The organism is Sinosporangium siamense, from assembly GCF_016863435.1.
Lineage (GTDB): Bacteria > Actinomycetota > Actinomycetes > Streptosporangiales > Streptosporangiaceae > Sinosporangium > Sinosporangium siamense.
Genome location: NZ_BOOW01000013.1, coordinates 95,659 through 116,493, shown reverse-complemented (window position 1 = coordinate 116,493; position 20,835 = coordinate 95,659). Strand labels below are relative to the sequence as shown.

The window sequence follows — 20,835 nt, the reverse complement described above, 5'->3', positions numbered from 1 at the left end:
CAACGCCATCTTCTCCGCAAAACAGGAAAAAATTGCTGATAGGCGCGGGGATGGGAGGTGTGGCAATACCGTTAGGTGTTATGACGTCCACCGAAGCCCCGCCACAGCGGACCGGCCGCGCCAGACGCGGCCGTCGCTGGGCCGTCACGCGCACCAGAGCGGGGCTGACCTGGATCAAGGGCACCGACGCCTGGGCGCTTGTGCGCTCGACCACCATGGCGGGCATCACCTATCGCGTCACCGGGCTCGCCGGCGAGGCGGCCTTCTTCGCTCTGCTGTCCCTGCCCCCTTTCGTGCTCGGCCTCGTCGGCGTCCTGGCCCACCTCAGCACCGTGCTCGGCCCGTCCACGGTGGTGGACATCCGCTCCTGGGTCGAGCAGCAGGCCCACCTGCTCTTCACCGAGAACGCGGTCGACCGTGTCGTCACGCCGCTCATCGACGACGTCTTAAGAGGCGTGGACCAGGGCACGGTGTCGCTGATCTCACTGGGATTCGTGTTGTCGCTGTGGTCGGGGTCGCGGGCGCTGTTCGTCTACGTCGACCTGATCTCGGTGGCCTACGGACTCGGCGAGGAGCGCGGGATCATCCGCACCCGGCTCATGTCCTTCGGGCTCTACCTCGTGTCGCTGCTCATCGGGATCATCGTGATGCCGGTGCTGGTGGTGGGGCCGACGCTGCTCCAGGCGGCGCTGCCGCAGCAGGCGGGGCTGGTGAGCATGCTCTACTGGCCCGTGGTGATCGTGGGGTCGGTGCTCTTCCTGACGCTGCTCTACCACGTGAGCGTGCCCGTGCGGACGCGGTGGTGGCGGGAGATGCCGGGGGCGCTGCTGGCCCTGTTCATATGGATCGTGTGCGCGGCCGTGCTGCGGGCGGTGCTGGCCGCGTGGTTCAGCCCCCTGTCGGTGTACGGCTCGCTCGCCGCGCCGGTGGCCGTGTTGCTCTGGCTCTACATCACGGCTCTCGCCGTACTCATCGGGGCGACCCTCAACGCCGAGGTGGACCGGCTCTGGCCGGCGGAGGGCACGACCCGCGCAGGTCGCGGGTCCGCTATCGTCTAGGACGCGACCGGCGCGTTGGGGTGGGGCACACCACCGGGGAGCGATGTGCGGAGTTCGGGCGCCTGGGCCTCCGCATGGCAATTCGACGATGTCCACTCAAGGAGGGGTTATGAGCCTCGCTCATGTAGATCCCGAGATCGCCGGTCTCATCGCCGCCGAAGAGCGCCGGCAGGCCGACACTGTCAAGTTGATCCCTTCGGAGAACTATGTCTCCAAGGCGGTCCTCGAGGCCACCGGCACGGTGCTCACCAACAAATACTCCGAGGGTTACGCCGGCAAGCGTTACTACGAGGGGCAGCAGGTCATCGACCAGGTCGAGACCATCGCGGTCGAGCGGGCCAAGGCGCTGTTCGGCGTCAACCACGCCAACGTGCAGCCCTACTCCGGCTCGCCCGCCAACCTGGCGATCTACCTCGCGTTCCTCAACCCCGGTGACACCGTGCTCGGCATGGGGCTGCCCTTCGGCGGCCACCTCACGCACGGCTGGTCCGTGTCCGCCACCGGCAAGTGGTTCAACCCGGTGCGCTACAGCGTGCGCCAGGACACCGGCCGCATCGACTTCGACGAGGTGCGGGCCCTCGCGCTGGAGCACCGCCCCAAGCTGATCTTCTGCGGCGGCACCGCCATCCCGCGCACGATCGACTTCCCGGCGTTCGCCGAGATCGCCCGTGAGGTCGGCGCCGTGCTCGCGGCCGACATCGCCCACATCGCGGGCCTCGTCGCCGGCGGCGCCCACCCCTCACCCGTCGGCCACGCCGACGTGATCTCCACCACCACCCACAAGACCCTGCGCGGCCCGCGCGGCGCCATGCTCATGGCCACCGCCGACGAGCACGCCACGGCCCTCAACAAGGCCGTCTTCCCCGGCCTCCAGGGCGGCCCGCACAACCACACCACCGCCGCCATCGCCGTGGCCCTCAAGGAAGCCTCGACCGACGAGTTCAAGGCCTACGCCCACCAGGTGGTCGCCAACGCCAAGGCCCTCGCCGACGAGCTGCTCGCCCGCGGCTTCGACCTGGTCTCCGGCGGCACCGACAACCACCTGATCCTCATCGACCTCACCTCCAAGGGCGTCGCCGGCAAGCCGGCCGCCCAGGCCCTCGACCGGGCCGGGCTGGAGACCAACTACAACTCGGTGCCTTACGACCCGCGCAAGCCCTTCGACCCGTCGGGCATCCGCATCGGCACCCCGTCGGTCACCAGCCGGGGCATGGGCGAGGCGGAGATGCGCCAGATCGGCGCCTGGATGGACGAGGTCGTCACGGCCCTCGCCAAGGGCGACGCCGAGGACGTGATCACCCGCGTGCACAGCGAGGTCAGCGAGCTGACGGCGGGCTTCCCGACGCCTGGGCTCTGATCTTCGTTCGTTGTACGGCGGCGCGGGCTTGACCCGCGCCGCCGGCTTTTTGACGCCCTCCTAGGCCCACCTGGAACATTCTGATCAACGAGATCCGCCCCCGCACTACCCCGGCCCCCGCCGGCACACATCACGCCCACAACGCTGTCCTGCGAGCGCTACGCCAGGCATCGAGCTAATACACCGAGATGTGCGGGTGGTCGTAGTGGTTGGCTGTGGCGCCGCCGCGGTCGGACATGGTGCGCCAGCTGCCGGTGCGTACGTGCCAGATGCGCTGCCGGAAGATGACGTACATGATGCCGAGCCGCTTGGCGTTCTTGACCACCCAGTTGGAGATGTCGTGACCGCGCTGGGTTTCGGTGGCGCCCGGCATGGCGCCGCCTCGGCTGAGCATGAAGTCGCAGGCGCGGCCGAGAGGGTGTTCGCCGCCGTCTCTGATCGAGCGATAGCAGCCCACGCCGTACGGCACGCCGAAGCGTTCCACGATGAGGTTTCTGACCAGGCGCATGCGCGGGGTGATGTTGTCGGATCCGCCGGGGAGCTGGGGCACGAAGGTGCCGTCGCCGCGGGCGCCGGGGGCGGTGTGCAGGAGGTCGATCTTGTCCTTGATCTGCTCGATGACCTTCACGGCGTCCTTGCGCTGCGTTTCGAGCTCGTCAAGGGAGGTTCGCAGTTCCCTGGCGCGGTCGGTGGCGGCGAGCTGGGCGCGTTTGTGGTTGTCGCGCACTTCGGTGAAGCCGCTGAGCCGGGCGTTCTGCTCCAGCATGAGCTGTTCGGTGAGCGCGAGCTGGCCCAGCATGGCAGCCGGGTCGGTGCCTCCGATGATGGCGGCGGTCGGTTCGAAGCCGCCTGAGCGGTAGCGTTCGGCGGCGATGAGGCGCAGCTGCTTGGCCGCGTTGTCGAATCGCGCCTGGGAGGTCTTGAGATCTTCGCGGGCGGCCCGCTCGTCCTTCTCGGCCTTCTGCAGTTTCCTGCGGCCTTCGTAATACTTCCCGATGTAGCCGTCGGACTCCTTCTGGAGCTGCTTGAGCTCTTGCCGGAGCTGTTTGACGCTGGGCTTGGGCTTGGCGTGCACCGCTCCTGGTGCGCCTACCATCACGGTGGTGGCGACGAGGGACACCGCCAGGACCCGTGTCATTCCATGCCAACGGGCGACCTGGGACGCAGCCACCACGCAGTTCTCCTCCCCCTGGGCACAGCGGGGCTCCAGGCCGAACACACCTGACTCCTGACTCCGACGAACGATAGTAGCCGTAGATAGGAGGGGCTATCCGCGTTCATCCGGTCCGGCGACCTTCGTCGCCCTTGCAGGCAAGTGCCTGACCTGGTCAGTTTGGCCTAAATTCCCGGCTCGCTCAGGTGGAAAGGGAATTCTCCCTCGGAGATTGCGACTGATGTGGCCAATGTCGCGTTTGCTGTACTAGCTCCAGTGGCGAGGCTTGTGTCCGTGGACCTGCCTCGGCGGGAGGTCTTCGCCGAGGAGTTCGCGGCGGACTTCCCGCCACTTCTCCCGCCACGCCGACCACTCGATCTTCACCGGATCCGCGTGCGAGTCGCCAATGATCTTGACGTCGCCCATCACCGCGTAAGCCTGGACCCTGATCACCGGTGCGTTGACGCCGGGGGCGGCCTCCTCGACCTTGACCTTCTTGTCGCCCATGATGGCGACGCCCTCAAGGTCGATCTCGACGCCGTCCGGGACGATGATCTTCACGTCGCCCATGACCGCGGTGGCGCGGATGTCGATCTGGCTGCCGCGCACCTCGGCCTGGCGCAGGTCGAGGGTGACGTCGCCCATGACGGCGACCGCGCCGATCTCCTGGTCGACACGCCACTTGCCGCGCCGCTTGGTGTCCCCCATGATCGCGACGAACCACCTGCGCTTACGCTCACCGTTCTCCGGCCGCGTGGCGAGCGGGGCCGGGCCGGTGCCCGCGGCGGGCAGGTCCGAGGTGATCACTGCGAGTTCGGCGTAAGTGTGGGCGGTGTAGGCGGCCTCGGTGCGTTCGGTCAGCTCCGCGAGGGTCAGGCGGCCTTCCACCGATGCCTCGCGGAGACGTTCAACGACGGCCTCGCGCTCAGCGTCCGAGGCACGGATTCGCCCAGAATCATTCACTCCTAGAACTTATCCCGCTATTGGCCGGACATGCTCCTCCGTAGGGAGGAATCGCGGCTAATGAGAAGGTGGTAGAGCGAAACCGAACGCGATTTTGGAGGCCTCCGTGACCCATGAAGTCCTCAACCAGGTCCCTCCGGCGACCGGACACGATCTGGCCGCGGACCCGGCGCTGCTGGAGGCCGTCGGGCGGGAGGGAGCCGCCTCCGCCCTCGGCGACCTGCACGCCCTTGGGGTGCTGGCAGGCACCGAGGAGGCCGCCGAATGGGGGCGGCTGGCCAACGAGCATCCGCCCGTTCTGCGCACCCACGACCGGTACGGCAACCGCCTCGACGAGGTCGAGTTCCATCCGGCGTGGCACCACCTGATGAGAACGGCGGTGGAGCGCGGCCTCGCCGCCCTCCCCTGGGTGAGCGAGGAGCCAGGGGCGCATGTGGCGCGGGCCGCGAAGTTCTTCGTGTGGTCGCAGGTGGAGGCGGGCCACGGCTGCCCCGTTTCCATGACCTACGCCTCGATCGCCGCGCTCCGCCACTCCCCCGAGCTCGCCGCCGTGTGGGAACCCGCGCTCACCGCCGCCGCCTACGACCCCGGGCTGCGGCCCCGCGACGCCAAGCGGGGTGTGCTGGCCGGCATGGCCATGACCGAGAAGCAGGGCGGATCGGACGTCCGCGCCAACACGACCGCCGCCGAACCTCTCGGCGACGGCTCCTACCTCCTCACCGGCCACAAGTGGTTTAACTCCGCCCCCATGTGCGATGTCTTCCTGGTGCTCGCCCAGGCTCCAGGGGGTCTGTCCTGCTTCCTGCTGCCCCGGGTGTTGCCCGACGGCTCGCGCAACACGATGCGGCTGATGCGCTTGAAGGACAAGCTGGGCAACCGTTCCAACGCCTCGGCCGAGGTCGAGTACGACCGTGCCGTCGCCTTCCTCGTCGGCGAGGAGGGCCGAGGAGTGCGCACCATCCTGGAGATGGTCAACCTCACCCGCCTCGACTGCCTGATCGGCTCGGCCGCCGGCATGCGCGCCGGGGTCACCCGGGCCGTCCATCACGCGCGCCACCGCGCCGCCTTCGGCGCCAAGCTCATCGACCAGCCGCTCATGCGCAACGTCCTGGCCGACCTGGCCCTGGAGTCGGAGGCCGCCACGGCCCTGGCGATGCGGCTGGCCGGGGCGACGGACCGGGCCGGCCGCGGGGACACGGCCGAGGCGGCCCTCCGCCGTACGGCATTGGCCGCCGGAAAGTACTACGTGTGCAAGCGTGCGCCGGGGCACGCCGCCGAGGCACTCGAGTGCCTCGGCGGCAATGGCTACGTGGAGGAGTCGCAGATGCCGCGGCTTTTCCGGGAATCTCCGCTTAACGGCATCTGGGAGGGGTCGGGCAACGTCTCCGCTCTCGACCTCCTGCGGGCCGTGACCCGCGAGGCCGACAGTGTCGAGGCGCTTCACGATGAGATCGCCCTCGCCGCCGGCGCCGACCGCCGGCTCGACGAAGCCGCAGAACGCCTCCGCAAAACGCTCAGCGACCCCGAAGAGGCTGAATTCCGGGCACGCGGCATAGCCGAACTCGCCACCCTGACCCTGCAAGGCGCCCTGCTTGTCCGCTTCGCCCCGGCAGCCGTCGCCGACGCGTTCTGTGCCTCCCGCCTGGGCGAACAGCGCGGCGGAGCCTACGGCATGCTGCCGCGCGGACTGAATCTCGACGTGGTGATCGGGCGGGCGGTGCCGGGGCAATAGGCTCGGACAGACGCGCGGGGAAGCCCGTGCATGCATGCGATCGACTAGGGAGAACTCATATGGCGACCACCCGCACCGCGACGACCCAGTGGAAGGGCGCGCTGCTGGACGGCTCCGGGACGGTGTCCTTGGACTCCTCGGGCGTCGGCACCTTCGACGTCTCGTGGCCCTCCCGCGCCGAGCAGGCGGGCGGCAAGACGAGCCCCGAGGAGCTCATCGCCGCCGCCCACTCGTCCTGCTTCTCGATGGCCCTGTCCCACGGCCTGGCCCAGGCGGGCACGCCGCCGCAGGCCGTCGAGACCCGCGCCGACGTGACCTTCCAGCCGGGTGAGGGCATCACCGGCATCGTGATCTCGGTCAAGGCGCACGTCCCCGGCATCTCCGCCGAGGACTTCCAGGCCGCCGCCGAGGGCGCCAAGGCCAACTGCCCCGTCTCCAAGGCGCTGGCCGGCACCACCATCACGCTGCAGGCCGAGCTGCTCAGCTGATCCGCCGCGCCGTGCCCGGGCGTCGCGACCGCCACAGGCGGACCGGCCCGGGCACGGGCGCGCCACGCGCGGACTGCCCGCCGAGGACACGCGCCGACGCGGTTGATCCTCGCGCCCTCGCGGGCATGTCTGCCTGAGAAGCACGGGCGTGTCTCGCGAGGATTGGCCGCGCGGGCGGGTCCGGGCGAGGACAATGGATGCACATGCGAGAAGTCTGGCCGGGAGAGTCTTATCCGCTCGGGGCGACGTGGGATGGCGTCGGCACCGGTTTCTCGGTGTTCTCCGAGGTCGCGGATCGGGTTGAGTTGTGCCTGTTCTCCGGCTCCGGGGCGGAAGAGCGCATCGTCCTGCCCGAGGTGGATGGTTTCGTCTGGCATGGTTATCTGCCGGGTGTCCTGCCGGGGCAGAGATACGGCTATCGCGTGCACGGCCCCTTCGAGCCGAGGCGGGGGCTGCGGTGCAACCCCGCCAAACTCCTGCTCGACCCTTACGCCAAGGCGGTCGAGGGCGAGGCCGAGTGGAACGAGGCGCTGTTCTCCTACCGCTTCACCGATCCCGACAAGCTCAACTCCGACGACAGCGCGCCGTTCATGCCGAAGAACGTCGTGGTCAATCCGTTCTTCGACTGGGGCACCGACCGTCCGCCCCGCACGCCCTACCACCAGACGGTGATCTATGAGGCCCACGTGCGCGGCCTCACCATGCGCCACCCGGCGGTGCCGGAGGCCCAGCGCGGCACCTACGCCGGGCTCGCCCACCCCGCCGTGATCGAGCACCTGTCGAGCCTCGGGGTGACCGCGATCGAGCTGATGCCGGTGCACCAGTTCGTGCCCGAGCACGCGCTCGTGGCGCGCGGGTTGACCAACTACTGGGGTTACAACACGATCGCCTACCTCGCGCCGCACAACGCCTATGCCGCGACTGGGCAGCGCGGCGAGCAGGTGCAGGAGTTCAAGGCGATGGTGCGCGCCCTGCACGAGGCGGGCATCGAGGTGATCCTCGACGTGGTCTACAACCACACCGCCGAGGGTGACCACATGGGGCCGACACTGGCCTTCCGCGGCATCGACAACGCGTCCTACTACCGCCTGCACGACGGCGACCGCCGCTACCACCTCGACTACACCGGGTGCGGCAACTCGCTCAACGCGCGTTCGCCGCATGCGCTCCAGCTCATCATGGACTCCCTGCGTTACTGGGTGCTGGAGATGCACGTCGACGGCTTCCGCTTCGACCTCGCCGCCGCGCTGGCCAGGGAGTTGCACGACGTGGACCGGCTGTCGGCGTTCTTCGACCTGATCCAGCAGGACCCGGTGATCTCCCAGGTCAAGCTGATCGCCGAGCCGTGGGACGTCGGCCCGGGCGGCTACCAGGTGGGCAACTTCCCGCCGCTGTGGACCGAGTGGAACGGCAAATATCGCGACACCGTGCGCGACTTCTGGCGAGGCAGTCACTCCGCGCTGCCCGAGTTCGCCTCACGGCTCACCGGCTCCCAGGACCTCTACGCGTTGTCCGGCCGCCGCCCGGTGGCCTCCATCAACTTCGTCACCTGCCACGACGGCTTCACGCTCACCGACCTCGTGTCCTACGACAGCAAGCACAACGAGGCCAACGGCGAGGACAACCGCGACGGCACCGACGACAACCGCTCGTGGAACTGCGGGGTGGAGGGCCCCACCGACGACCCCGAGATCGTCCGCCTGCGCGGGAGGCAGCGGCGCAACCTGCTGACCACGCTGTTCCTGTCCCAGGGGGTGCCGATGATGCTCTCGGGCGACGAGTTCGGCCGCACCCAGGGCGGCAACAACAACGCCTACTGCCAGGACAACGAGGTCTCGTGGCTCGACTGGACGCTCGCCGAGTCCGAGTCCGAGCTGCTGACCTTCGTGCGCTCCCTGGTGAGGCTGCGCAGCCGGCACCCCGTCTTCCAGCGGCGGCGCTTCTTCCGGGGCCGCATGCCCGGCGACGGCAAGGGCGACCTCGTGTGGCTCACCCCGCACGGGGAGGAGATGTCGGCCGCCGACTGGCAGACCGGCTACGCCAAGTCGCTCACGGTCTATCTGAACGGCGAAGCCATCACCGAGCTCGGCCCCCGAGGTGAGCGCATCGTCGACGACTCCTTCCTCATGCTGATCAACGCGCACCACGAGGACATGACCTTCACGCTGCCGGGCGGGGCGTTCGGCGGCACGTGGCACCCGGTGATGGACACGGCGGACGAGACGGAGCCCCTGCGGGAGTCCCCCGGCCCGCCCCTTCCCCCGGAGAGCGCGGTGCCGGTCGTCGGCCGCTCGATCCAGCTTTTCCGCCAGCCCCGCCCTTCCTGACGGCGGGCTCAGCCCTTCACACGGGAAGGGGCGGGACGGGTTTCCCTCCGGTAGGCCGCCTGGTAGCCCCCTCGTGACAGGGCCCTGGCGCACAACCCGCCCTCCTGGCCGACGCACGACGTCGAACCGGCCGCGTCCGCGGACGCCCCGGTGGGCGCCGCGGCCGGCAGCGCAGCCGCGGAAAGTCCGGTTGCGATGGCCCGCCGAGCGAATCTCATCGCATACCTCCTCGGAATCTGGGATTCAGCTCACACTTCCCACTGTGTCTCCGATCTGAAGGTTCTCCGTACAGCCACTGCGGGCGGAGCCGGCGAACACAACAGCCGCACACCCCGGCAGCCGCAGCGGCGCCACCAGGTGGCACCGCCGCACCCGGGCAGGAGGAACCTGCTCCGGCGGCCTGCGGGACGCGGGAGCCGATGGCGGGTCATGTCGAGGAGGGTCGTGGTGCCCCGCAACCGGTCATGCCGGCCGTGAATCGTCTTGAGCTAGTCGTCGATGTCCATGCTGGAGCTCGACGAGCTGCTCCACGATTTCGAGCTTGAGCTGGAGCTTGAGCTCGAAGAGCTGGAACTGGAGGAGCTGGAGCTGGAAGAGCTGGAGCTTCCGCTGTCGGAGTCGGACTCATAGTCCGAGTCCGGTGTCGGCCCGAGGTCGCGCCACACCATGCCGAGCTCGTAGACCATGAAGGGGTTGTCGTCGCTGTCGTGAGCCTCGCCGGGGTCACGGGTGATCTCCCGGCGGCGGGTGTTCAGGTCACCAGGTGCGAGCACCACGGGCTGAAGCCTGCGCGAGAAGAAGACCCGGTGATAGTTGCTCAGGAGAGTGGCGAAGTTGACGGCGGCCAGAGGAGTGGCGGCCGCGTAGGCGGTGCCCACGTCCTTCGTGAAGAAGAACCCCAACGCGACGCGACGTGCCTTGCGCCAGCTCCACGTGACGTTGTCTAACTTTTCTAGGTCGCTGAGGAAATTTGCGCCGAAACTCCGATAGCTACCCATGGACTGGGCCTTGATCTCGATGATGGCCATCTGCGCTCTGTCATCCGTGGTGTTCTGATTGAGAACGAAGTCACACTTCTCTCCGGAGTCGATGTAGACCTTGGTCGGCTTTCCGATATCGGCACCTCGGCGTTTCCGGGTGATGAACTTCTGTAGTTCGATCTGTGCCCAGAGCTCCCAGCCCTCCACCGCCGACCACGAGTCGGCGATGTCGCTCTGGTTGTTCTCGGCCCACTCGGTGACGAGGTCGATGAAGTTCTTCACGGTGAGGATGACCGGAGGAGCGGGGGATGACATGGTGAACTCTTCCTTCCGTGGGGGTTGACTGACACCCCGATAGCGCAAGCCTCATCCTCTATCAGGAAATATCGCCACAACAAGGTATTAGTGAAAGTTCGCCACTCAAGTTCGCAGCGTAAGGCCGGATCGGAGAGTTATTCACTTTTCATAACCCGCCACACCACGCAAGCAGCACGCCAAGCGCATCTCTCGACAATTCACCCAGTGGCCTTTAGGTCCCCCCAGTCAGGGCCCAACAGCACTTAACAACACCAAAATAAATGTGGTCACTCCAGCACACCCATGCAACACCACCGACACCACAGGGAACCGCTTCTCCGCCCCCTTCGCGTGCCGCCCCCCGCCCAGCCACCGGGTGAACATCGTGAACCCCAGCAGAGCCGAAACGGTCAGCACCCCGAACGCCACCCAGGCCAGAAGCCGATCGAAGGTGATGAGATAGGCGATCCACGCCCCAAGGGCCGTCACCGCCAGCGTCGGATGCGAGAAGACCAAGGTGGTCGGAAACCGGGTGACCTTCGCGGCCTGCTGCCGCAACCCGCCACCCGTAAGCCACAGATAGAGCAGATGCACCCCGACCGTCGCGGTCACCAGCCACATCACCAACGTGACCATTCTCAACACCGCGTCGCCCCCGTCCGGCCGTAAACCGTGTACACCCCGCATCGGAGCCGTAACGCTACGCGCTAGCCTCACCCCTCGTCAGCGCCTACACCAAACCGGTATCCAGCACCACGCACCCGGACCTGGATACATGGACCACACCACACATATGCCAAGGTGGACAGGTGCGCAGACTCCTTCCAGAACCCGACGACGATGTGGACATCCCGCTGGCCTACGCCTATCCGGAGGAGCGGCCATGGCTACGGGTCAACATGGTGGCGAGCGCCGACGGGGCGGCGTGGGTGAAGGGGCTGTCCGGGGGGTTGTCGAGCAAGGGCGACAGGAGAATCTTCGGGGTACTGCGGGGCCTCGCCGATGTGATCTTGGTCGGCGCCTCGACCGTGCGCACCGAGGGCTACCGCCCGACCCGGCCACGCGGCTCCTGGGAGGAGCTCCGCGCCGGGCGCCCGCCCGCTCCCCCCATCGCGGTGATCACCCGCCGTCTGGACCTCGACCTCGGCAGCCCCTTGTTCGCCGATGCCGAGCCGTACGCGCGCACCATCGTGCTCACCTGCGAGGCGGCCCCGGCCGACCGCAGGCGTGAGGCGGCCAAGACGGCCGATGTGATCATCGTGGGCGAGGAGCGAGTCGATCTCGCCCGCGCGGTCGCCGAACTGCACGCACGCGAGCTCACCCGAGTGCTCTGCGAGGGTGGCCCCCGGGTGAACGCCCAGCTCACGACCGCGGGAGTGCTTGACGAACTCTGCCTGACCCTCAGCCCGATGGTCCTCGGCGGCGGCGCGTCACGCATCCTGAACGGAGAGAACTGCCAGGTCACCATGGATCTGGCACATGTGTTGGAAGAGGAGGGTTTCCTCTTCTGTAAGTATGTCCGGGGGTGAACCATGGACCTGCCGGTCCTCCCACCAATCTCACCGATGCTGGCCAAGTCCATCAAGACCGTGCCGCCACAGGACGGCACACTCTATTACGAGCCGAAATGGGATGGCTTTCGCTGTGTGCTGTTCCGCGACGGGGACGAAGTGCACCTCGGCAGCCGCAACGAGCGGCCCTTCACCCGCTATTTTCCCGAGTTGCTCAACGCCATCCGGCGTGAGCTGCCGGAGCGGGTGGTCATCGACGGCGAGATCGTGATCAAGCGCGGCCGGGAGCTCGACTTCGACTCCCTGCAGAACCGCATCCACCCCGCCGAGTCCCGCGTACGGCTGCTCGCCCAGGAGACCCCGGCGTGGTTTATCGCCTTCGACCTGCTCGCTGTCGGGGACGAAGACCTCATGGACGCTCCTTTCTCCGAGCGCCGCGCCCGGCTGCGGTCCCTCTTCGAGCCCGGCGTGGGCGATGTCGCCGACCGGAGCGTACGGCTGACGCCCGCCACCACCAACGACGAGCAGGCGGCCGAGTGGTTTGAGATCTTCGAAGGCGCCGGCATCGACGGCCTTGTCGTCAAACCCGGCCACATAGGCTATATGCCGGACAAACGGGTCATGTTCAAGGTCAAACACGAGCGTACGGCGGACGTCGTCGTCGCCGGCTACCGTCAGCACAAGAGCGGCCCGGTCGTCGGCTCCCTGCTCCTCGGGTTGTACGACGAGGCCGGCTTGCTGCACCACATCGGGGTGGCCGCCGCCTTCTCCATGGCCCGCCGCGCGGAACTCGTCACCGAGCTCGCGCCGTACGTCACGACCGATCTGGCCGAGCACCCGTGGGGGGCGTGGGCGGAGCAGCCGGTGGGGCAGCGCCTACCGGGGGCGGTGTCGCGGTGGACGGGGAAGAAGGACCTGTCCTTCGTCCCGCTCCGGCCGGAACTGGTGGTCGAGGTGGCCTATGACCACATGGAGGGTGACCGGTTCCGCCACACGGCCCGCTTCCGCCGCTGGCGCACCGACCGTACCCCGGAGTCGTGCACGTATGAGCAGCTCGAACGCCCTCTGGGCTACGACCTGGACGCCATCCTGGCCCGTTAGGGGCCTGCGGGTAGAAGCGGAACCGCAGGGTCTCAAGGAGCGCGGGAGACTTGACGACATTGCGCCGACATGGCGTCGGATGCATATCGACGCGCACCGGGGTGCGAAGGCCGTCGGCCTTCACACCCCGGGCGTTTTGCGTCAGGCGTGCTTTTCCTCTAGCGCTCTTCCGGTTGGGCGCCTACCGGTCGGCACCTGTCCAGCGGGGCGCTGTTTGAGGGGCGTTGTTTAATGGGCGCTATTTAGGGAGCGCTGTTTGAGGGGCGCTGTTTTCAGGAGCGCTGTCCGGGTCAGCTCCAGCGGAGGGAGGAGGTCCGGTCGTTCAAGTAGTCGCCGATGTAGTCACGGTCGTCCTGGTAGGGGGTCGAACGGCCGGTGAAGTTGGAGTGTTCGTAGTGGGCGGTGAAGCAGTTGGAGTAGTTGCGGAACGACGAGATGATGTCGTGCCACGGGGATCCGCCGGGGAAGGCGAACCAGAAGTCCACGTCGGTGGTCGGACCGGTGCAGTTGCGGTTGCCGGTGAACGTGTAGGACGCGCCCTGGTGGTTCGAGTGCTGATATTCGATGCCGATGACCTGCTGGCGGCGGGCCGAGGACGCCCCGGCATCGGCGGCGCTCTCCCCCTTGCCCGACGGCTTGAGCTGCGCGTTGAACGCCGCGTCGTTGACGGCCTCCGCCGGGTCGGCCGGGGCGTTGGTGATGGCGCCGCCGGTCGCGGCGGCGATGGCCGCGGTGAAGCTGCCGAAACAGGTCGTCTTGTTGTTCTTGGACAGGTTGACCACACAGTGGTCGCCCTCGGCCGGCGTGCCGGGCTCGGCGGCACTCGCCGGAACGGGGGCCGTCAGAGCGGCGGTCGTGAGGGCTGCCGCACTCGCCAGCCACGCCAGCGATCGCTTCCTTGAACTCATGGTGTTCCTTTCCTGGGGTGCGAGTCTCCTCGCTCGGGACTTCACTGCATGCGGCACACACTCGTGCCGCGGGGGAAGGAAAGTCAGTGTTCTCGTGAAGAATCGGTTCACGGGAAAGGCAGGTCGCGTGAGGGCATGACAGATCAACCACTCCACGCGGTTATTTCACGGTTTACCGGAAATCAACTCCAGCGGATGCGCACTATCATTCCGCCGAGTTGACCCAGGTTTGGGTGGTCGATGCGATAGCCGGTTTCCCTCCCCGCACGGTCGGAGAGATTAGAGCGGCAACTAGCGAATGTGCGGAAGGAGTTGATGGCGAGCAGGAAGGGGAACCTGGCCTCGTGGTCCACATCGGCGAGGGTCGGAGTGCACCTGCGGTTTCCCACGAAGGTGAGGGACGGGCCCTGGTAGTCGAACCCGCTGTAGCCGATGCCGATGATGCCCGCGTCAATGGCGGCGCCGACCTGGGCGGCGGTTTTGTAGCAGGAAATCTGCTGGTTGTTGGTCATGTCGACCACACAGTGGCGGCGGTCCGCCGTCCACGGCGCGTGCGACCCGTCGGTGCCCGTGGCGGCGTGAGGGGTGACCAGGAAGGCGGCCAACAGGGCCGACAACCCGGATAGCCACGGCAATGTCTTCTTCACCGTCGAATCCTTTCTAAGACTCGCGAACCACCTGTTCCCATTGAAATGCACGACAGAACAGGCGGAACCACGCCGGCTCAGACGCGCCTATAAGATCGGTCACGAGACCGCGAAAATCACAAAGAAGCCTTACCAATGGATTTGCCCCGCGGCCGATCCCGTTCGGCCGTCCTCGGAACCCCCGCCCCGAACAACTCCCCGTCGCCGACAAACGTATATCAAAAGCCGGGCACGGTAAAGGGATTAAGTTCACCCTTTCTCGGGAGCGTGAATTATAGCCACTCATCAAATAATGCCATTTGTCCCGAAAACCGATATCAACAGATGAGAAAGATCGGCCCGGGCCCCAAAACGGGGCCCTCGCCCCAGGCAGAGGACCCCATGGTGAGTCCACACGATGAGTCCGCCAACTGAGCCCCGCACGATGACTCCGCGCAGTGAGCCCGCACGGCGAGCCCACACGACAAGTCCGCCAAGTGAGCCCACATGGCGAACCCACCTGGCGAGTCCGCGCGGTGAATACTCCCGCCGTCGGATCAACTCCAGCAGAGCAGCAAGCTCACCCGCCTAAGCGCCGCCTTCGCGCTTCCTCTTGCTCGGCTGTACGCGCCGCGGTTCGCCAGGCATCTTCGGATAGTTAGGCGGATAAGGCATATCCCCCCGCTCATCCACCTCATACCACTCCAGCAGCGCATCCAAGGAGAACGCCCGATCGTCGATGGCCGCGTGCACATCCCCAAGCTCCGCGAACCGCACCGGCACAGTGCGCAGATCAAAGGACGCGGGATCCACAGTCCGCAGCTCCTCCCACGTCACAGGCGTGGAGACGGGCGCGTGCGGCCTGGCCCTGACCGAGTAGGCACTGGCGACCGTACGGTCCCGGGCGTTCTGGTTGTAATCGATGAACACCTTTTCCCCACGTTCCTCCTTCCACCAGGCCGAGGTGACGAGATCCGGCAGACGCCGCTCGACCTCCCGGGCGAGGGCGATGGCCGCATGCCGTACCTCCGTGAAGGTCCACCGGCGCTCGATGCGCACGTTGATGTGGATGCCCCGGCTGCCCGACGTCTTGGGAAACCCGGTGACGCCGAGCTCGCCCAGCAGGTCGTGTACGGCGAAGGCCACCGTCCTGGCCTCCTCGAACCCCGTTCCCGGCTGAGGGTCGACGTCGATGCGCAGCTCGTCGGGATGGTCGAGGTCGTCGGCTCGGCAGGGCCAGGGGTGGAAGTCGATGGTGCCGAGGTTCGCGCAGTAGGCGAGGTCGGCGGGATCGGTCACCCGGAGGGCGTCGGCGCTGCGCCCGCTGGGGAACCGTACGGTGACCGTTTGCATCCATTCGGGGTGCCGGGCCGGCAGGCGTTTCTGATAGATGGCATCGGTCTGCACCCCGTCGGGGTGGCGCTTGAGATAGGTCGGCCGGTCGCGCAGGGCACGCACAGCCCCCTCACCCACGCTGATGTAGTACTCGACCAGTTCCCGCTTGGTCGCTCCGATGTCTGGGAAATAGATCTTGTCCGGGTTGCTGACCTTGATGGTCCGTCCCCCGGCGTCAAGTTCGATGTACGGCGATGCCACATTTCGGACGCTACCCTAACCAGGCTCCGGCCAACCGAAACCCGGAGGCCGGATACCCCGAGGCCGTACGACATCCGCCGGAGCCGTAGGCTAAAGCTCATGGACAAGGTGTTCAAGAGTGACGCCGAGTGGCGAGCCGAGCTGTCTCCCGAGGAATATCACGTGCTCAGGGAGGCCGGCACTGAGCGCCCGTTCACCGGGGAATACACCGACAGCAAGACGATCGGTGTCTATTCCTGCCGAGCGTGCGGCGCCGAGTTGTTCGCCTCGGAGGCCAAATTCGACTCCCACTGCGGGTGGCCGTCGTTCTTCGAGCCGAGCCGCTCCGAGGCCGTGACGCTGATCGAGGACAGATCACACGGTATGACGCGCACCGAGGTGCGCTGCGCCCGCTGCGACTCCCACCTGGGGCACGTCTTCCACGGAGAGGGCTACCCGACACCGACCGACGACCGTTACTGCATTAACTCGATCTCGCTCCGCCTCGCGTCGACGACCTAGAATTCCACTTCGCGTAGCCGGGCGGTAAACATCCGGCAACCCGGTGGGTCGGGCGCCGCATGCACCGTTGAGTACGCGGTCGGGGGCCAACGAGACCGGACGGGGACTCGGTGAAATCGTTGATGAAATTCCGTCTACATCTGCGGCACAAGTGGGAGGCCGTCGAGAGCATCGGCAAGGTCGTGGTGCAGCGATGCTGTGTCTGCGGAAAGACGAGAGTCCGAGTGCTTTGACCCAAGCCGGCCCGGTGGAGACTCCCACCGGGCCGATGGCGTGCGGCCGGGAACCCGGCGTTCAGGGCTCAGGGCAGCGAGGCGACGATCTCCGCGGCGGGCTTGCGCACGCCGGTGAAGAACGGCGTCTCCTCGCGTGTGTGCCGCCGTGCCTCGGTGTCGCGCAAGGTGCGCATGAGGTCCACGATGCGGTGGAGCTCATCGGCCTCGAAGGCCAGCATCCACTCGTAGTCGTTCAGCGCGAAACTGGCGACCGTGTTTGCGCGCACATCGGGATAGTCGCGGGCTTTCTTCCCGTGCTCGGCCAGCATTCGCCGCCGGTCCGCATCCTCCAGGAGATACCACTCCAAGGACCGCACAAACGGATAGACGCAGACATATCCCCGAGGCTCTTCATCGGCCAGGAACGCGGGAATGTGCGACTTGTTAAACTCCGCGGGCCGGTGCAGGGCCATCGCCGACCAGACCGGCTCACACTTGCGGCCCACCTGCGTACGGCGGAAGCGCGTGTAGACGTCCTGAAGATCCTCGGGCGCCGGCGCGTGCCACCAGAACATGATGTCGGCGTCCCCGCGGAACCCGGCCACGTCGTAGATCCCGCGCGTCACGACGTCCTTCCCGGCGGCCTGCGCCAGGAGTTCGTCCAGCTCACGGGCGAGGTCCTCGCGGGCGTCCGGGCAATGCTCACGCACCTTGAAGACCGACCACATCGTGTAGCGGATCACGTTGTTCAGGTCGCGCGCCTTGAGCCGCGGCTTCTCTTCCATCTACCTCACCCTTCCGAGTCGAGCAGACCGTGAGTCACTGCCCTCATCTGCCCGGAAAAGGAACGCGGACACACTGGTCACAGACCGACCCCGCCCACAGAGTGAACATTGCTCACGTTGTTGCCCCGCCATTCTCTCCCCCGCAGGACATGGTCGAGAATCCGGGTCGCGGCCGTGCGACCCGTGCTGATACACGCCGGAACGCCGACTCCATCGTAGGCCGCGCCGCACACGGCGAGCCCCGGCTCCTGGGCGACGGCGGCGCGGATCCTGGCCACGCGGTCCAGGTGGCCGACGTCATATTGCGGGAGGCCGCCACCCCACCGTGTCACCCGCCTGTCCCTGGGCAGCCCGCGCACGCCCATGATCTCGCCCATCTCGTCCATGGCGAGATTGATCAGCTCGGAGTCGTCCCGCTGCAGCAGGCCCTCCTCCCCCAGGCGGCCGATGGAGCAGCGCAGCACCACCAGATCGGGGTGGTCGGCCGTGATGTGCGGCCACTTGATCGAGCTGAACGTGGCCCCCTTGACCGGCCGCCCCTCGACCGGCGGCACCAGGTAGCCACTGGCCTGCGGCGCCTCGGAGAAGGCCGAGCGCGGATAGGCCAAGGTCACGACCGCCATGCTCGCGTAGTCGAAGCGGCCCAGCTCGGCCGCCGCCTTCGGCACATCCGGGGCCAGCAGCCGGCGTGCCGGGGTCGCGGGCACCGCCACGATCACCGCGTCGGCCTCGATCACCTCCGGCTCCCGGGCCGGCCCCACGACCAGGCGCCACCCCTCCTGCGTGCGGCGAAGCTCCCTCACCATCGTCCCGGTGCGGATCTCCGCCCCCGAGGCGGCGGCGACCGCGTCCGGGAGACTGCCCATGCCGCGGCGGAGCGAGGTGAACACCGGACCGGCGTCCGCGGGCGCCTCAGCGGCGATCTCACCCGCGATGGCCAGCAGCGAACGCTCGGAGCGTGCGGCGGCGGCGACCCTCGGCATCGTCGCATCGAGCGACAGACGGTCGGCGCGCCCCGCGTAGACACCGCCGAGGAGAGGCTCGATCAGCCGGTCGAGCACCTCGCCGCCGAGGCGGGCCCTGATGTAGGCGGCCACGGACACGTCGGTGTTGACCAGGGTCGCCGGCAGAATGCGATCGAGCGGCACCCTGGCCAGCCCGGCGGGCGACAGGATGCCCGACTTCACCAGCGCCATCAGGTCCGAGGGCACGCCCATCACCTGGCCCTGCGGCATGGGCCGCAGCGCACCCCTGCTAAGGACCGAGGCCGAGGTGGTGCCCGGCAGCACGAGGTCGTCGCCGAGGCCGACCTGAGCGGCCAGGTCCTTGCCCTCGGGCCGCCGGGCGATCATCGCCTCGGCGCCCTCGTCCACCGTGACTCCGGCGATCTCGGAGGCGCGCAGTTTGCCGCCCACCCTGTCCGAGCCCTCAAGCACGGTCACCCGGACCCGGTCCCCGCCCTGCCGGAGGAACCAGGCCGCCGCGAGTCCGGCGATGCCCCCGCCGACCACCACGACATGACGTCGATTGGCTTCCATGGCATCCGACGCTACCCGCCGTATCGCTGCACTCCGCACACACCCCACCGGTACCTGGCGGGCCGTGATCGCATCGTGACTCCACCATCGAACCGCTTTGCCGTTCTTGTCCGTCAAAGGGGGCATGAAGAGACTGCGGTTCGGGCTGACCGCGCTATTGGCCGTTGTGGCGCTGTCCTCGTGTGGAGGCGGCTACGAGAACACCCTCAACTCCGGCGGCTCCGGAGAGGCGGAGCACGCGGCGGTGAGCGCCCAGGACAGCGGCACGGCGCCTAAGCAGGAGGCAGCGCCCGGCGAAGCCTATTCGGGGAACGCCCGGAACGTGACAACCCCCACAGCCCAGGGCGGCGCCCCCGCGAAACTGTCTGCGGAACCCAGAAGCATCATCTACACCGCCTCACTCTCCGTGCGGGTCCGCGACGTCCCGGCCGCCGCCGACAAGGCCAAGCAGATCGTCTCGGCCGCCGGAGGGCACCTCGTGCGCGAGGAGTCCAACTCCTACAGCAGGCAGACCGCCGAACTGGCCTTCAAGGTGCCGCCCGCCGCCTATCAGGCGACCCTGAACACCCTCGGCACCGCCGTAGGCGAGCGCCGCTCCCTCACCCAGAACTCCGAGGACGTCACCGAGGTGATGGCCGACGTGGACAGCCGCCTCAAGTCGGCCCGCTCCGCCATCGACTCCCTGCGCACCCTGCTCGGCAAGGCCGAGACGGTCGGCGACGTCCTCAAGGTCGAGCGCGAACTCTCCGACCGCGAACGTGAACTGGAGTCCCTCCAGGCCCGCCAGAAAGCCCTGGTCTCCCAGACTACGATGGCCTCGATCACCCTCAAGCTCTCCGGCACCGAGACCACCGCCCCCGTCCCCCTCGACGAACCCCGCGGCTTCGTCGCCAGCATCGCCTCCGGCTGGGACTCCCTCATGGCGAGCGGCCGCGAAGCACTCGCCGTGCTCGGCTGGCTCATCCCCTGGCTCATCGTGATCGTCCCGGCGGGCGCGCTGCTCGTCGCCCTGCGCCGCCGAGTACGGCGCCGCCGCGCCTCACGCCTCCCGGCCATCCCCGTCGCACCGCCGTTCCCCGCCGAGACCACGACCAAGGAAACCGCCAAGGACCCCGACAAGGGCACCGACGAGGACACCGACAAGACCGAGCGATCCGAAGACCCGACCCCCCGCTGATCACACGGTCCCACACCTCCCGGCGGCGCTGCCCGCCGGAACGCGCAGGCCACCGGCCCGTGCCCGCCCGCCCCCGGGCACCCCGGCGACCGGGGCTCCTCGCGGACGAAGTCCGTGAGGCGGACAAGCTGGTCAGGGTCGGTGCCCGGGAGCACGCCGTGGCCGATCGATGATCACATGCTCCCGCACATCCCCGGCGGCAATCCCCGGCAGCCTCGCGCAGGCCACCGGCCCGCACCCGCCCGGCCCCGGGCACCCCGGCGGCCGGGGCTCAGCCCTCGCGGACGAGGGCCGTCAGGCGGGCGAGCTAGTCGGAGTTGGTGCCAGGGGCACGCCATAGCCGATCGATGATCACGCGGCCCCGCCCATTCCGGCCCCGGGCACCCCGGCGGCCGGGGCTCAGCCCTCTAGGACAAGGGCCGTGAGACGGGCGAGCTGGTCAGGGTCGGTGCCCGGGAGCACGCCGTGGCCGATGGATGATCACACGCTCCCCCACATCCCCGGCGGCCTCGCGCAGGCCAC

Annotated in this window: 19 protein-coding genes; 9 read left to right on the top strand and 10 right to left on the bottom strand. The window is 67.9% G+C overall.

The window, feature by feature from the left end:
* Positions 1 to 80: 80 nt before the first annotated feature.
* Together Ssi02_RS11170 and glyA are read left to right on the top strand one after the other, a co-directional pair.
* Positions 81 to 1,058, top strand: coding sequence for a YihY/virulence factor BrkB family protein (locus tag Ssi02_RS11170; RefSeq protein ID WP_239128800.1), 978 nt, complete (start codon positions 81 to 83; stop codon positions 1,056 to 1,058).
* Positions 1,059 to 1,167: 109 nt separating this feature from the next.
* The gene (gene glyA / locus Ssi02_RS11165; RefSeq protein WP_239128799.1) at positions 1,168 to 2,415 is read left to right on the top strand and encodes a serine hydroxymethyltransferase; all 1,248 of its coding nucleotides are present in this window, start codon (positions 1,168 to 1,170) and stop codon (positions 2,413 to 2,415) included.
* Positions 2,416 to 2,590: 175 nt separating this feature from the next.
* Here glyA and Ssi02_RS11160 read toward each other — a convergent pair whose 3' ends face one another.
* Both Ssi02_RS11160 and Ssi02_RS11155 read right to left on the bottom strand, forming a co-directional pair.
* Positions 2,591 to 3,589, bottom strand: a complete 999-nt coding sequence (locus tag Ssi02_RS11160; protein ID WP_239128798.1) for a coiled-coil domain-containing protein — start codon at positions 3,587 to 3,589, stop codon at positions 2,591 to 2,593.
* A gap of 246 nt (positions 3,590 to 3,835) precedes the next feature.
* The gene (locus tag Ssi02_RS11155; protein WP_204024535.1) at positions 3,836 to 4,531 is read right to left on the bottom strand and encodes a DUF1707 SHOCT-like domain-containing protein; all 696 of its coding nucleotides are present in this window, start codon (positions 4,529 to 4,531) and stop codon (positions 3,836 to 3,838) included.
* A 106-nt stretch (positions 4,532 to 4,637) separates the two neighbouring features.
* Here Ssi02_RS11155 and Ssi02_RS11150 point away from each other — a divergent pair, with 106 nt between their 5' ends.
* The 3 genes from Ssi02_RS11150 (at position 4,638) to glgX (ending at position 9,078) form a co-directional block, all read left to right on the top strand.
* A complete protein-coding gene (locus Ssi02_RS11150) occupies positions 4,638 to 6,263 on the top strand; it encodes an isovaleryl-CoA dehydrogenase (RefSeq protein WP_204024533.1) in 1,626 nt (541 codons plus the stop codon).
* Between the two features lie 59 nt (positions 6,264 to 6,322).
* Positions 6,323 to 6,751 (top strand): OsmC family protein, encoded by a 429-nt coding sequence (locus tag Ssi02_RS11145; RefSeq protein WP_204024532.1) that lies wholly within the window; start codon positions 6,323 to 6,325, stop codon positions 6,749 to 6,751.
* A 203-nt stretch (positions 6,752 to 6,954) separates the two neighbouring features.
* Complete coding sequence (glgX, locus tag Ssi02_RS11140) at positions 6,955 to 9,078, top strand: glycogen debranching protein GlgX (RefSeq protein ID WP_204024705.1); 2,124 nt, start codon at positions 6,955 to 6,957, stop codon at positions 9,076 to 9,078.
* Between the two features lie 8 nt (positions 9,079 to 9,086).
* Here the strand turns inward: glgX and Ssi02_RS11135 are convergent, their stop codons facing one another.
* The 3 genes from Ssi02_RS11135 to Ssi02_RS11125 all read right to left on the bottom strand — a co-directional run bounded on the left by Ssi02_RS11135 (position 9,087) and on the right by Ssi02_RS11125 (position 10,991).
* Positions 9,087 to 9,296, bottom strand: coding sequence for a hypothetical protein (locus Ssi02_RS11135; protein ID WP_204024531.1), 210 nt, complete (start codon positions 9,294 to 9,296; stop codon positions 9,087 to 9,089).
* A 270-nt stretch (positions 9,297 to 9,566) separates the two neighbouring features.
* Entirely contained in the window at positions 9,567 to 10,373 is an 807-nt protein-coding gene (locus Ssi02_RS11130; protein WP_204024530.1) for a hypothetical protein, read from the bottom strand.
* 228 nt (positions 10,374 to 10,601) lie between these two features.
* The gene (locus Ssi02_RS11125) at positions 10,602 to 10,991 is read right to left on the bottom strand and encodes a hypothetical protein (protein ID WP_239128796.1); all 390 of its coding nucleotides are present in this window, start codon (positions 10,989 to 10,991) and stop codon (positions 10,602 to 10,604) included.
* 173 nt (positions 10,992 to 11,164) lie between these two features.
* Between Ssi02_RS11125 and Ssi02_RS11120 the strand changes: the two genes are divergently transcribed.
* Both Ssi02_RS11120 and Ssi02_RS11115 read left to right on the top strand, forming a co-directional pair.
* Positions 11,165 to 11,884 (top strand): pyrimidine reductase family protein, encoded by a 720-nt coding sequence (locus Ssi02_RS11120; RefSeq protein WP_204024529.1) that lies wholly within the window; start codon positions 11,165 to 11,167, stop codon positions 11,882 to 11,884.
* Positions 11,885 to 11,887: 3 nt separating this feature from the next.
* Positions 11,888 to 12,967: an ATP-dependent DNA ligase gene (locus Ssi02_RS11115; RefSeq protein WP_204024527.1), complete on the top strand. Its 1,080-nt coding sequence runs from the start codon at positions 11,888 to 11,890 to the stop codon at positions 12,965 to 12,967.
* Between the two features lie 290 nt (positions 12,968 to 13,257).
* Here Ssi02_RS11115 and Ssi02_RS11110 read toward each other — a convergent pair whose 3' ends face one another.
* The 3 genes from Ssi02_RS11110 to ligD all read right to left on the bottom strand — a co-directional run bounded on the left by Ssi02_RS11110 (position 13,258) and on the right by ligD (position 16,097).
* Positions 13,258 to 13,875 carry a beta/gamma crystallin family protein gene (locus tag Ssi02_RS11110; RefSeq protein ID WP_204024525.1) on the bottom strand — a complete coding sequence of 206 codons (618 nt, stop codon included), beginning with the start codon at positions 13,873 to 13,875 and terminating at the stop codon, positions 13,258 to 13,260.
* 182 nt (positions 13,876 to 14,057) lie between these two features.
* Positions 14,058 to 14,522 (bottom strand): hypothetical protein, encoded by a 465-nt coding sequence (locus tag Ssi02_RS11105; RefSeq protein ID WP_204024523.1) that lies wholly within the window; start codon positions 14,520 to 14,522, stop codon positions 14,058 to 14,060.
* A gap of 567 nt (positions 14,523 to 15,089) precedes the next feature.
* Positions 15,090 to 16,097, bottom strand: coding sequence for a non-homologous end-joining DNA ligase (gene ligD / locus Ssi02_RS11100; protein ID WP_204024521.1), 1,008 nt, complete (start codon positions 16,095 to 16,097; stop codon positions 15,090 to 15,092).
* A 99-nt stretch (positions 16,098 to 16,196) separates the two neighbouring features.
* Here ligD and msrB point away from each other — a divergent pair, with 99 nt between their 5' ends.
* Positions 16,197 to 16,598, top strand: a complete 402-nt coding sequence (gene msrB / locus Ssi02_RS11095; protein WP_204024519.1) for a peptide-methionine (R)-S-oxide reductase MsrB — start codon at positions 16,197 to 16,199, stop codon at positions 16,596 to 16,598.
* A 301-nt stretch (positions 16,599 to 16,899) separates the two neighbouring features.
* Here the strand turns inward: msrB and hemQ are convergent, their stop codons facing one another.
* Positions 16,900 to 17,598, bottom strand: coding sequence for a hydrogen peroxide-dependent heme synthase (gene hemQ, locus Ssi02_RS11090; protein WP_204024517.1), 699 nt, complete (start codon positions 17,596 to 17,598; stop codon positions 16,900 to 16,902).
* 77 nt (positions 17,599 to 17,675) lie between these two features.
* Complete coding sequence (hemG, locus tag Ssi02_RS11085; RefSeq protein WP_204024515.1) at positions 17,676 to 19,136, bottom strand: protoporphyrinogen oxidase; 1,461 nt, start codon at positions 19,134 to 19,136, stop codon at positions 17,676 to 17,678.
* Positions 19,137 to 19,260: 124 nt separating this feature from the next.
* Between hemG and Ssi02_RS11080 the strand changes: the two genes are divergently transcribed.
* Positions 19,261 to 20,313: a DUF4349 domain-containing protein gene (locus Ssi02_RS11080; RefSeq protein WP_204024513.1), complete on the top strand. Its 1,053-nt coding sequence runs from the start codon at positions 19,261 to 19,263 to the stop codon at positions 20,311 to 20,313.
* Positions 20,314 to 20,835 lie beyond the last annotated feature (522 nt).